Raw genomic sequence first — 12,751 nt, 5'->3', positions numbered from 1 at the left:
AGCCCCTGCTTCTACATTAACTATTTGCTAAAAATGCTTGTACCTGTCGCTTCGTTTTCAGCACAAAAAACTGCTTCTGCAATGACCTGTCACAAAAGGGTCGTCTCAAAAATGACTTTCTAGATGACCTCTTTCCTTTTGCAGAGATGCCGACAAAAAACTACAGCAACCTGTCATCACGTTTGATATAGTAGAAATAGAATGTTATTAAAAGGGGGGAGACGTATGCTGCAAATAGACGAGCAGCTGTATAGCATGACAGGGGGAAAAATAGGGGAGCCATTCATGCGTGCAATTGCAGGAATTTCGAATGAAACGTCTATTATTTGGGGCGAGCTCCTTCCACTAGAACAAATTTTAATCAGTGATGAGCAAGCACTCACTTTAGTAAAAGGCTACTGTATTGAGGATGTAGCCGCCTTTTCAGGAGTAGAGCAAGGTGTGACGAAGGTGCTGCAAGATTTAATGCTTGATAATCATGACGCACATATATTGCAGTATATGGCGCTTCATCAAACAGTTGAGGCGCAAGGTCTACTGCGATTTTTAACAGGGATTGATATGGTGCTTCCTATGCAGGAGATGAAGGTTTTAGCAGTTCATAAAGTTGAGAATAAATGGATGATTCATCCAATTTGGCGAGATAATCAATCTTTTTGGAGCACACTATATGCTAAAAAATTATATAGCATATTTATGCAAGTTGGCATTGAGAATATACAAAATCCAGCCTTGCTCATTTTGGAGTTGCAAAAAGCACTCAACCAAGCAATGTCTAAAAATCGCGTGGCGACAATTGTCCATCAATTAATCAACCACATCACACAGCGCAGTGGGGCATCCTATGAATTAAAAACTCTACATTTAAGTGATGTCATTATTCATTTTACAAGTGGCTCAAGACATTTTCGTAAGCTAAGGAAACGTATAGCCCAACTTGAAGCGGTATGGAAAGAGGGGGAGTGGGCTTTAACAGAAAAGGAAAGAACACTGCTTGCTTATATACTGCTTGAGGAGGCAGTATCACGCAAGGATACAGAGCAAATTTTGGTACAGGGGCTTTTTTTAATCGAGGAGGAACGTTTAAACAATCATATTGTTGAATTGATGGTTGAATATAATGAGGTACTTAAAATTATTCCGCCACAGCCAGAAACAATTGTGAAGGCTTATAATAAAAATTGTGGGGAGTTTATTCTATATTATGTTATAGAGGCACTTGCGAAAACGAATCAGTTTAAACGAATAATTGCATTATTAAAAGATTATGAAATTGCATCATGTATAGAAATTTATCAATATATAAATGGAGTGCAGGATGCGGATTTATTACATAAATTAGAGGCTGGTGTGCAAAGAGGCATCGCTCATATTGTCGATGGCTCTACGCAGCATATTCGCCAGTCTTTAACAAAGTGGCAGGAGGGCTATCAAATAAGAAGAGGACCATATGCTGAGATTGCTCTGATGACCTCAAAGCATGTATGCAATATTTTAAAGTCATTATGGGCAACAGAACAATTCGAGTTATTTGAGCGGTTAATAGAAATTTATCGAAAATATTTGTTTATACCGACTCATTTTGAACAACTTCGAGCATTTGTTGCCGCAACAGTTCATTCAAATGACTTTTGATATGGCCCCAATTGGTACATTGCTCATTGGCTTGGAGCGAGGAATGAAGACATAGCGGCTTAGCTCCCCTTTATAACGAAGTTGCATATAAGGCAGCTTGCCCAAATCAGTCGGTTTCATAAAATATGGGCACAGCCCATCCAAAGGGAAACCAGCCTCTTTTAATAAAGTCGCTATAAATTGCGAGCAAAAGAAGGCCCATTCACGTTCTAGCTTAATGCGACAAGCTACACCGATTAAGCCAATGAAATTATAGCGGTACTTGTCCATATGCTGTTTAAAGTATTGAATTTTTTGCTGCAATATTCCGTATTGCTCGTCCGTTACATAGCATTCATAAATGGCACAATTGGCAGAGCGTAATAATTTAGAGTGAATATTTTCTTGAACAAAGCCACCGATAAAAGGATTGTTTTCAAACTTTCTACCAAAGCTATACATCTCAGTTAAATTGCGGTCAAATGCAATAGAGACATGATTGAAATTTTCTTGTGTATATAGTTGTATGGCGCGAGAAAGAATTGACCCAGTTTCTGTTAACACAATATAAATTACTTTACCCATGAAAATCACCTCAATATTACAATAACAGATAAAAATGAAGAAATAGTATAATTATTTATGAAAGAAGTCTTAATATTTAGTACGTTTAAAACGCAGAAAAGATTCATCATATGAAAGATTATTTTTTTGATGTCGAGAAGCTCTTCTAGTATTAGAAATTAACTAGGCCTTTTGTTTGTCCTTCATCGCCTTTTACGCTAACAAGTGAGAATGAAGTACTTCAAATTTTTAGGGTGACATTGAAACATCATACTGAAATAATTCTTTTATTTCAAGTTTTTCGTTGATAACTTTATATTAAAGAAAATTTGAGTTTGGGATAACGACCTGTAAATGTATCTTTTACTAGGTCTTGAGGCTGAGAGGACTTAACGTGCCCTTTCAGCCTGATGCTTTTCTCGCGCAAAAACCTACACTTCTGCGGTTACTCGTTGCAGAAAACATTACTGAATCAAGATAGATTCTATGATACAATTTACTGATAAATACATAATAATTTGGGGTGAGCAATATGGATTTTTTAAAACAGCCGTTTCATTCGCAGCGCTATACACATTTTGCGCGTAAGGGAATGGTGGCAACGTCACAGCCACTTGCAGCACAAGCGGGTTTAGAAATTTTGAAAAAAGGCGGCAATGCTGTAGATGCGGCGATTGCAACAGCGGCAGTGTTAACGGTTGTTGAGCCTACTTCCAATGGCATTGGAGGCGATGCCTTTGCAATTGTTTGGATGAATGGGGAAATACATGGCTTAAATGGTTCAGGACCAGCACCAAAATCCATTTCTATAGAGGCAGTTCGTGAGCGCGGCTTTGAAAAAATGCCTGTGTATGGCTTACTACCTATTACGGTTCCGGGTGTGCCGGCATCTTGGGCAGCATTATCAAAAAGATTCGGTAAGCTATCACTACTTGAAGCATTAACACCAGCAATCGAATATGCTGAAAAGGGCTTTCCTCTATCGCCAATTTTAGGAAGCTACTGGGAAAGAGCTTATACAAAATTTAAAGAATCTTGCACAGCAGCAGAATTTGAAGCATGGTTTACAACATTTGCACCAAAAGGACGTGCGCCGAAAATCGGTGAAATTTGGTCATCAGAGGGGCACGCAAATACTTTACGTTCTATTGGCGAAACGGATGCACGTAGCTTTTACGAGGGCGATTTGGCGCAGAAAATAGATAATTTCATGCAGGAGCATAACGGCTTCTTAACAAAGGAAGATTTAGCGAGCTATGAGCCAGAGTGGGTAAAGCCTGTTTCTGTAAACTATAGAGGCTATGATGTATGGGAAATTCCACCGAATGGTCATGGGATTGTTGCAACGATGGCACTCAATATTTATCAACAGCTTGAACAGCCTAAATGGAAAGATGCAGATACACTTCATGCACAAATTGAGGCGATGAAGGCTGCATTTACTGACGGCAAGGCATATATTACGGAGCAGGCAGATATGCCAGTAGCTGTAGATTATTTATTATCTGAAGAATATGCAAAATTAAAGGCAGCAGAAATTACAGAAAGCGCTGCTAGCCCTGAACCAACAAAAATACCATCTGGTGGCACAATTTATTTAGCGACAGCTGATGAGGATGGCAATATGGTATCCTATATCCAAAGTAACTATATGGGCTTTGGCTCTGGTGTAGTTGTACCAGGTACAGGCATAGCGCTGCAAAATCGTGGACATGATTTTTCATTAGACCCACAGGCACCAAATGCACTGCGCGGTGGTAAACGCTCATATCATACAATTATTCCAGGCTTTTTAACAAAGGATGGTAAGGCGGTTGGTCCGTTTGGCGTAATGGGCGGCTATATGCAGCCACAGGGGCATATGCAGGTCGTATCACATACTGTAGATTTCAACTTAAATCCACAGGCAGCACTCGATATGCCGAGATGGCAATGGACAGGGGATAAAACGATATTAGTGGAGCCCCACTTCCCACAATATTTAATTGAAGAATTGAGACGAAAAGGGCATAATATTTCAATTAGCGAGTCTGGTAGTTTTGGTCGTGGACAAATTATATGGCGCGATGATGAAGGTGTACTAATGGGTGGCACAGAGTCGCGTACAGACGGGCATATTGCAGGCTATTAAAAAGGCTTTTTTAGGAGGGACTGTCCGAAAAAGTATACACTTTTCGGATAGCCCTCTACTTCTACATTAAATATTTGCTAAAAATACTTGAACCTGCGATTACTCGTCTTAAAATGACTTTTCAGACATCCCCTTTACTGGGATAATGACCAATGAGAAAAATGTGCGCCATTTTTAAACACTAGCTTTCTAAAAAAGCTAAAAGCGCCTGCAACTTTCTATTTTGTTTAGCTAATTGTTGTAGAGCTTCTTCATCCCACGTATAAAAACCTTTGCCGCTCTTTACACCGAGCAAGCCTTGCTCAACCTTTTCTTTTAGTAGAGGTGAGGGAGTATCACCATTTTCTAAATCCTTATATAAATAGGTAGCAATATTTAAGTGGGTATCTAAACCATTCAAATCACGTTGTTTTAATGGGCCAGCAAGCACTAATCGAATGCCAAGAGCATATTGTACAACTTTATCAATATCCTCTGCTGAAGCAATATTGTGCTCTAATAATGATATTGCCTCACGTGCCATAGCATGTTGAATGCGATTGCCAATAAACCCTGGAACATCTTTCTCCACCATCACAGGCATTTTTTGCACGCTTGCTAAGAGCTCGTAGACATATTCGCTTGCTTCATTAGATGTATAGGAACTTTTAATTACTTCTACAATAGGAATCACATTTGCAGGCATAAAGAAGTGCATTCCTAAAAATCTTTCTTTATGCTGCAAAGCTTCAGCCAATTTTGTTATAGGGATACCCGATGTATTTGAAACTAAAATGGTGTTAGCTGTCACATGCTGTTCAAGTAATTCAAAAATGCTGCTTTTTAACTCAGCTATTTCAGGAACGGCTTCAATAACAATGTTTGGCATACGATTGAAAAAAATACTATCTTGCAATGTTAATAATCCGCTTTGTTCGTATGCATCGAGCGCTTTCTTTGCGCGATTTAAGCTTTCTTGAAAATTATCGATTAAAGTGACGCTATGCTCTTGCTCAAGAAAAAGCTTGGCAATGTCTAGCCCCATCGTGCCTGCCCCAATAATAGCTATATGGTCTTTAGCATTCAAAAAATCCCCTCCATTCTTGCTACTGATTAAAGCAACACCTTTTTATAAATTTCTATAATATCCTCTTTACTAGCTTTGCGAGGGTTAAAGGGGAATGTTCCTCGGTCATCGAGAGCGTCTAGTGCTAGCTGCTCAATCATTTCATTAGTAAAAGCAATATTCAAATAGCGGAAGTTGGCTGGAATATTGAGTTCATTATTGAATTTATGAACTAAATGTTGCAATTGCTCGGCTGCGAAGTTATCACTTTTTACAATTAACGATGAATCAAACATTCTCGCAATATGCGCGAATTTTTTTATGTTCGCAATTTTATTGAAGCCTAAGACGTAAGGTAATATAATTGCGTTTGCTAAACCATGCGGAACATTATAATGCGCAGACATTGGATGCGAACAGGAGTGCACAATGCCGAGCTTCCCATAATTGAAGGCAAAGCCAGCTAACGTACTTGCTAGATGTATTTGAGCACGAGCCTCGACATTTGCGACGTTTGCATAGCTTGCAGGTAAATGCTCGATTAACATGCGAATTGCCTGTAAAGAGAAGGCCTCGGAAAGAGGGTTTGCCTCTAAAGAAACATAAGATTCAATAGCATGGACAAGCGCATCCATCCCAGTCGCAGCAACAATATGCTGTGGCAGGGAGTAAGTCAAGGCTGGGTCAATCATTGCATACTGTGGTTGAATGAATGGTGAAGCAACGACATATTTGCGTTTAGCAGCAGGATCAGTAATTACGGCACTCGATGTTACTTCTGCCCCTGTACCTACCGTTGTAGGTAAAACGATAATTTTAGGACCTTGTTCTGTTAATATTTTTTGTCCCCGGCGATAGTCTAAAATATGACCAGGATTGGCAATTACTGCACTCACACATTTGGCAAAGTCAATTGCGCTACCCCCGCCTACAGCAATAATTGCTTGGCAATTTTCGCGTTCATAAAGTGCCTTACCTTTCATAACAGTTTCGGCATGCGGATTTGGTTCTACCTCTGCAAAGCATGTATAGTCAATCGAAGCGTCCTTTAAATGACGTTGTATATTATCGATAATACCTGCTTTTAAAATACCTGCATCTGTCGCAATAAATACTTTTGAAAAACTTTCCTGCGTTAATAAAGAGCCAAGTTTTTGTTGAACACAATCAACACCAAAAATTAGCTTTGTTGCGAGCAAGCTTTCGAATTGTAATTGTTGGATATTCATATAGCGACCTCCCTACAGCTAAATAGTTGTTGTAATTAATTTTTTATTTAAAAAGTCATGCAAGCTTCCGGGGCCACCTTCGCGTCCCATACCACTTTCCTTAATACCACCAAATGGTCCTTCTACAACTGTAACAGCAGTATCATTAATGCCGACCATCCCATACTCTAATTCCTCTGACACGCGAATGGAGCGAGCTAAATCCTTTGTAAACACATAAGCAGCTAAGCCGTAGTCAGTATTATTTGCGTGTGCAAGCACCTCTTCCTCTGATTCAAATGTGGCGATTGCAGCTACGGGACCAAATGTTTCCTCATGGGCAATGGTCATATGATGATTAATATTAGCTAAAATTGTCGGTGCATAAAATGAGCCGTTTTCACAACCTTCAATAGTAGGAATAGTTCCACCTGTAATAAGTGTAGCCCCTTTATGAATAGCATCATTTACTTGAGCATGTACTTTTTCTACAGCTTGATGGTTAACGAGCGGCCCCATCTCCACTTCTGGTTGTAAACCATTTCCTATCTTTAATGCCTCAACTTTTTTCTTTAATAATTGGATAAATGGCTCGACAATCGTTTGCTGGACATAGATTCGGTTAGGGCAAATGCAAGTTTGTCCAGAATTATAAAATTTGATTTGAGCCACGTTTGTAGCCGCTTGCTCTAAATCGGCATCCTCAAAAATAATAAGTGGTGCATGCCCACCTAATTCCATAGACACTCGTTTTACTTGGTCTGCGGCTTGCTTTAATAGTAGCTTTCCTACTTTAGTTGAGCCTGTAAATGTAATTTTACGAATGCGTTTATCTGTTAGTAATGCTTTCCCAATTTTCTCCGCGTCTCCAAGTACTAAATTGACTACGCCCGCTGGAATTCCAGCTTGTTCTGCTAGCTGACATACTAGTACAGCACTTCCAGGAGTAGTTGGAGCAGGCTTTAATACAACTGTGCAACCAGCCGCGAGGGCAGGTGTAATTTTTCGAACTATCATAGATAATGGGAAGTTCCAAGGTGTAATGGCTGCAATAGGCCCAACAGGCTGATGAATGACCTCAATACGCTTATTTCTTGAAGGAGCCGGAATTGTTTCACCGTAAATTCTTCGTCCTTCTTCTGCATTCCAAAGGGCATAATCAATGGAGCGCGTTACTTCAATATCAGCCTCTTTTAATGGTTTACCAGATTCAGCACTGACCGCTTGGCTTAATTGTTGGCGATTTTGTTCTAATAATTGAGCAAATTTGCGTAAAATATTTGCCCGTTCTCCAGCAGTTCTCGCTGACCAATCTTTAAAGGCATGCACACTAGCATCTATCGCCTTTTGTGCATCTCGCTCATCGCCCACCGCCACTTGACTAATAATTTTACCCGTTGCGGGGCTTATAATATTCTCGTAATTCCCAGAAACAGGCTCCATCCATTGACCATCAATATAAAGCATATACTTCTCCATTTTTTGCATACATCTGACCCCTTTATGTTATATTTTGTACTAATATCGTACAACATGTAATTATTTCGTACAATATTATTATTGAATTGTAATAGTAATTTGTCAATCGAAATTTCAGAAAACCCAAGATTGGATTTTAGTGAATAATCAATATAGAAGTAGGGGCTGTCCGAAAAAGTATAGCTTTTCGGACAGCCCCTTCGTGCTTTCTATTAATTCAAAGTATCGCAATGCACTAAGTGCTGCCAATTTTGCCTAGTAGGTTAAAAATTGAATGAAGTTATAATTAATTAGCGTTTCCTTGCTAATACACGTTTTGCTGCTTCGGCAACATGCGTAGGCAATAATTCGTATTTATTTAGTAAATCATCATTATCTGCCGACTCAGAGTTGCGGTCTTTCACACCTACAAATTCAATAGGAGTTGGCTCACTAGCTGCTAAAATTTCTGCTACAGCACTGCCTAAACCACCGTAGACGCTATGTTCCTCCGCTGTTACTATAGCTCCAGTGTTTACTGCCGCTTGAATAATAGCCTCTTTATCAATTGGCTTGATTGAAGGTAGATGTAAAACTGCTGCTGAAATATTTTGCTCAGCTAAAATTTCTGCTGCTTCGACTGCGCGGCTCGTTTGTGTTCCTGTTGAAATAATCGTAAGGTCTGTGCCTTCGCGTAGTAGAACGCCTTTTCCTAGTTCAAACTTGTATTGATTATCAAAAATAATAGGGTAGTTGTCACGTGCTAAACGAATATATACAGGTCCATTATATTGATTTGCCCATTTAATCATTGCGGCTGTTTCCACTGCATCAGCAGGTGCTAAAACGGTCATATGAGCCAATGTTCTGAAAATCGCTATATCCTCTAATGCTTGGTGCGATTTTCCTGTTAAACCTGTCAATAAACCGCTATATGCACCAATCATTTTTACATCTAGATTTGGTTGAGCAATTTGGACTTGGATTTGGTCAATCGCACGTTTGGACATAAAGGCCGCAAATGTAGCAACCCATGGCTGTAAGCCTGTTGTCGCTAAACCAGCAGCGACGCTTAACATATTTTGCTCTGCGATACCCATCTGTAAAAATTTCTCTGGTAATTGTGTTGCGACAACATCTATTTTTGTAGATGTTGCTAAATCGCCATCTAATACATATACTCTTGAGTCAGTTTGTGATATTTCTAAAAGAGCCGTACTGAATGTATCTCGCATTGACATTTTTTTAAGTTCAGAAATTTTCATTTATAATCCTCCTACAGCGTTTAATTCATTTAATGCATTTGCTAATTCTTCATCTGATGGAACTTTTGAGTGCCATAAATAATTGCCTTCCATAAAGCTAATACCTTTTCCTTTTACCGTATCAGCAATAATTACTGTAGGCTTTTGCTTCGTCGCCTTTGCTTCTTCAAACGCTTGTAAAATATCAGTGTAAGAATGCCCGTCGATACGAATCACATGCCAACCAAAAGCAAGCCATTTTTCTTCTAAAAGCTCATTAGGTGCAGAGCGTTCTGTGTCTGTACCCGCCCAGCCGTATTGTTGTAATTTATTATAATCAAGTATGATAACGAGATTATCTAACTGATATTTTGGTGCGATAAACGCAGCCTCCCATACTTGTCCCTCTTGGGATTCACCATCGCCAATCATGCAATATGTGCGGAAATTTTTGTTTTGTAGCTTTGCCCCTAAAGCCATACCGACCGCGGCTGAGATACCTTGTCCTAACGAGCCTGTAGACATTTCAATTCCTGGTAAGGCTTTCATATCAGGGTGTCCTTGTAATCTAGAGTTTAAAGAGTCAAAAGTGAATAGCTCTTCGTTTGGAAAGTAGCCTCTTTCAGCAAGCACAGCATATAAACCAATGGCAGAATGCCCCTTTGATAATACAAAGCGATCGCGTTCAGGGTCCTTCGGTTTCGCTGGGTCAATATTCATTTCGTTAAAATAAAGTGTTGTTAATAAATCAATTGCAGATAACGGCCCCCCAATATGACCAGCTCCCGCATGGTGTACAACTTTTAATAAATCCTTTCGTGCATTTGTAGCTTTTTCTTGTAATAAATTGATGACTGACATAAAATTCCTCCTTAATATAAAAATGAGTAAGCGCTTAACCAATGTTGAAAATTATATATTCACCGTCGCATCAAGAAAGTAATCCTGAGCAGATGAAATATCTTCTCCTAAAAGTGGTAGTAAATAACTTGAAAATGGCTCCTTAATTGTATTTAGCGTTTGGTCATACCACTGAATGGGGAAATGCTTTTCAATATCTATTACTTTTTTCAAAGAAACTGTGCCGTACACAGGAATATACTTAGCACTTTCCTGTCTAACTAATGTAACCATAATATTGTTATTTCCTTTTTGTACAGCTTCCCATGCTTTCACACCTAAAGTGTATGCCTCCTCCACATCTACTATCGACAAGCAGCTAGTACAGCATCTTTGCCAAATGCTCGTATCTATATAGCGAGTTGAAACGCCGAGGCTTTGGTGAATTTGTTGCTTTAGCGTATAGGATACACCGCCTAATTTTGGTCTATTAAGTGCATCGAAAAGAACATTATCAGAAGCAATTAAGCTTTCGTTTTTATCGCGTATGCCTTCAGAAACAATAAGAAGTGTATGCTGATTATTGTTTCTATTTCTTTCGATGCTTTCTAAGCATTGCTCCATGTTAAATGGAACTTCAGGTATATAGATGAGCTGCTGACAATTTGATTGTTGGCTTGCTGCCAATGAGCAGGCGGCAGCCAACCAGCCTGTATTGCGTCCCATTGTTTCTAATATAGTCACTTTTTTAGGAAGCTCATAGCTATTAATATCAAATGTAATATCTCGTGTGCACGATATTAAAAACTTTGCTGCACTAGCATAGCCAGGTGAGTGGTCAATTGAATCTAAATCATTATCAATTGATTTAGGAATACCGATTGTATATAAATCATAATTGCTTTGACGAGCATATGTGCTAATCTGATGTGCTACATGCATTGAACCATTGCCACCAATATAAAAAAAGTAGCGAACATTTAAAGCTTTGAGTGTGTCGATAATTTGTTTTAAATGTTGTTCATTTACTTTTAAACGACATGTTCCAAGCAACGCACCCGGAGTGTATTTTATTTTATTGAGCTGTTGCTCCGAGAGCATGTCTAAGCGCACAAATGTATTGCTTAATAAGCCCTGCAATCCACCTTTAGCGCCGTAGACAGGCATGTCAGATTGCTTACATATAGTCTTTATGAGCCCTGCTAGTGAGCTGTTAATAACCGCTGTTGGACCACCTGATTGAACAATCATAGCAGTACCAGTAATCATAATTTTCGCCTCCTTGCATTTAAGTTAAGCGCTTAACCTAATTTTACGTAATTATAAAATGAATTTTTAGAATTTTCAACTACAAAATTATATTTTTTACAGTTTCTCTTTCAATAATTTCTGTTTTCAATGTAATTGTTTGATGGGACGCATCTCCATTTATTGCATTCATAAGAAGCTGAACTGCCTCGCTAGCAATTTCACGTTGCGGCTGTGCAACGGTCGTTAGGGCAGGTTCAACAATTTGTGCAAAGATGCTATTATCAAAGCCGATTATTGAAACATCCTCAGGCACGCTTAAATTAAACGTTTTGCAAGCTTTAATTGCTCCAGTCGCCATTAAATCATTACAGGCAAAGATGGCTGTTGGTTTTGTAGGAAAATCCTTCATAATTTGTTGTAAGCTATTGAAGCCGTCTTGGATTGACGATTCCTTTGCGTAATAGTGCTCATTCATAGGCGTTAATCCATTTGCACGCATCGCATCTGCATAGCCACGATAGCGTTCACGGTTACTCCAAATATCACGCGCAATAATAGCTATTTGCTGGTGTCCTCGTTCGATTAAATAAGAGGCAGCGCTAAAGCCAGCATCGTAGTCATTAATAGATACAAGGTTTAATGCTTTGCCAGGTGCATTTCGGGCAACAAGTACAATTGGAATATCCATTTCTTGTATTTTTTTAATTGATTCAAAATTTTCAAACCCCGATGCTAAAATAAATCCATCAACGTTTTTTTGTAATAGCAAGGATACGTACATTTCCTCTTTTTCTGTAATATAGTCAGTGCTGCAAATAACAACGTTATAATTATAGCTACTAGCCATATCCTCAATATATCTCGCTAATTCGGAGAAGAAGGGGTTTGCTAAATCAGGCAAAATAAAACCAATCGTGCACGTTTTTTTGCCCATAAGTGCAGAAGCAATTAAATTAGGCTTGTAATCTAATTCTTTAATAACGTCATTCACTTTTTTGCGTGTTTTATCCCCAATTCGCCCTGTGTTGTTAATCACTTTTGACACGGTAGCGATTGAAACATTGGCTGCTTTCGCGACATCATAAATATTTACCTTCATAACTGTAAACCTCATTTCGTTTAATATTGATTCAGTAGGTATCCAAACACAATTCAAAATCTTGATGCAATTACGTGCTTCGTTGTTACGTAATTAATTGTTTTATTGTGGAAAATAACCCTCGAGTAGGAATTCATTTACTAAATATAATATATAATATAAAAAAAATAAAAGTAGTATCTTTTGAGTTAGAATAACATGATTTTTTTCTTTAGCAATAGCTTTTATTCGCCCTACACGCTAAAGGATTTTAGTTCTGAATTTTTGGAAAACGAAAAAAATTGGATTATTTTTGAT

Annotated in this window: 10 protein-coding genes; 2 read left to right on the top strand and 8 right to left on the bottom strand. The window is 38.7% G+C overall.

Going from position 1 to position 12,751, the window contains the following annotated elements:
• Positions 1–225: 225 nt before the first annotated feature.
• Positions 226–1,635: a hypothetical protein gene (locus tag MHB51_RS10565; protein ID WP_342558119.1), complete on the top strand. Its 1,410-nt coding sequence runs from the start codon at positions 226–228 to the stop codon at positions 1,633–1,635.
• On the opposite strand, the gene MHB51_RS10560 is transcribed toward MHB51_RS10565, so the two are convergent.
• Positions 1,621–2,199, bottom strand: a complete 579-nt coding sequence (locus MHB51_RS10560) for a hypothetical protein (RefSeq protein ID WP_066170571.1) — start codon at positions 2,197–2,199, stop codon at positions 1,621–1,623. The two genes, MHB51_RS10565 and MHB51_RS10560, sit on opposite strands and share 15 nt — an antisense overlap.
• Positions 2,200–2,710: 511 nt before the next feature.
• Here MHB51_RS10560 and MHB51_RS10555 point away from each other — a divergent pair.
• Complete coding sequence (locus MHB51_RS10555) at positions 2,711–4,309, top strand: gamma-glutamyltransferase family protein (protein WP_066170568.1); 1,599 nt, start codon at positions 2,711–2,713, stop codon at positions 4,307–4,309.
• 181 nt (positions 4,310–4,490) lie between these two features.
• Here MHB51_RS10555 and MHB51_RS10550 read toward each other — a convergent pair whose 3' ends face one another.
• From MHB51_RS10550 to MHB51_RS10520, 7 genes are all read right to left on the bottom strand, one after another.
• Positions 4,491–5,375, bottom strand: coding sequence for a 3-hydroxyacyl-CoA dehydrogenase NAD-binding domain-containing protein (locus MHB51_RS10550; protein ID WP_201261876.1), 885 nt, complete (start codon positions 5,373–5,375; stop codon positions 4,491–4,493).
• Between the two features lie 26 nt (positions 5,376–5,401).
• Positions 5,402–6,583 (bottom strand): iron-containing alcohol dehydrogenase family protein, encoded by a 1,182-nt coding sequence (locus MHB51_RS10545; protein WP_066170565.1) that lies wholly within the window; start codon positions 6,581–6,583, stop codon positions 5,402–5,404.
• Between the two features lie 18 nt (positions 6,584–6,601).
• Positions 6,602–8,050: an NAD-dependent succinate-semialdehyde dehydrogenase gene (locus tag MHB51_RS10540; protein WP_342558118.1), complete on the bottom strand. Its 1,449-nt coding sequence runs from the start codon at positions 8,048–8,050 to the stop codon at positions 6,602–6,604.
• Positions 8,051–8,331: 281 nt separating this feature from the next.
• Entirely contained in the window at positions 8,332–9,285 is a 954-nt protein-coding gene (locus tag MHB51_RS10535; RefSeq protein ID WP_066170562.1) for a transketolase C-terminal domain-containing protein, read from the bottom strand.
• Positions 9,286–10,125 carry a transketolase gene (locus MHB51_RS10530; RefSeq protein WP_107941814.1) on the bottom strand — a complete coding sequence of 280 codons (840 nt, stop codon included), beginning with the start codon at positions 10,123–10,125 and terminating at the stop codon, positions 9,286–9,288.
• 51 nt (positions 10,126–10,176) lie between these two features.
• Complete coding sequence (locus tag MHB51_RS10525) at positions 10,177–11,373, bottom strand: diphosphate--fructose-6-phosphate 1-phosphotransferase (RefSeq protein ID WP_082799109.1); 1,197 nt, start codon at positions 11,371–11,373, stop codon at positions 10,177–10,179.
• 79 nt (positions 11,374–11,452) lie between these two features.
• Entirely contained in the window at positions 11,453–12,454 is a 1,002-nt protein-coding gene (locus MHB51_RS10520) for a LacI family DNA-binding transcriptional regulator (RefSeq protein ID WP_066170553.1), read from the bottom strand.
• Between the last annotated feature and the right edge of the window lie 297 nt (positions 12,455–12,751).

Source organism: Metasolibacillus sp. FSL K6-0083, assembly GCF_038630865.1.
Classification (GTDB): Bacteria; Bacillota; Bacilli; order Bacillales_A; family Planococcaceae; genus Metasolibacillus; species Metasolibacillus fluoroglycofenilyticus.
This window is presented reverse-complemented; position numbering and strand designations above follow the sequence as displayed.

What these genes read in the sequence shown, in the direction of transcription:
- MHB51_RS10525 (WP_082799109.1), bottom strand. Translation starts at nt 11,373, where the DNA reads ATGATTACTGGTACTGCTATGATTGTTCAATCAGGTGGTCCAACAGCG.
- MHB51_RS10540 (WP_342558118.1), bottom strand. Translation starts at nt 8,050, where the DNA reads ATGCAAAAAATGGAGAAGTATATGCTTTATATTGATGGTCAATGGATG.
- MHB51_RS10560 (WP_066170571.1), bottom strand. Translation starts at nt 2,199, where the DNA reads ATGGGTAAAGTAATTTATATTGTGTTAACAGAAACTGGGTCAATTCTT.
- MHB51_RS10535 (WP_066170562.1), bottom strand. Translation starts at nt 9,285, where the DNA reads ATGAAAATTTCTGAACTTAAAAAAATGTCAATGCGAGATACATTCAGT.
- MHB51_RS10530 (WP_107941814.1), bottom strand. Translation starts at nt 10,125, where the DNA reads ATGTCAGTCATCAATTTATTACAAGAAAAAGCTACAAATGCACGAAAG.
- MHB51_RS10565 (WP_342558119.1), top strand. Translation starts at nt 226, where the DNA reads ATGCTGCAAATAGACGAGCAGCTGTATAGCATGACAGGGGGAAAAATA.
- MHB51_RS10555 (WP_066170568.1), top strand. Translation starts at nt 2,711, where the DNA reads ATGGATTTTTTAAAACAGCCGTTTCATTCGCAGCGCTATACACATTTT.
- MHB51_RS10520 (WP_066170553.1), bottom strand. Translation starts at nt 12,454, where the DNA reads ATGAAGGTAAATATTTATGATGTCGCGAAAGCAGCCAATGTTTCAATC.
- MHB51_RS10545 (WP_066170565.1), bottom strand. Translation starts at nt 6,583, where the DNA reads ATGAATATCCAACAATTACAATTCGAAAGCTTGCTCGCAACAAAGCTA.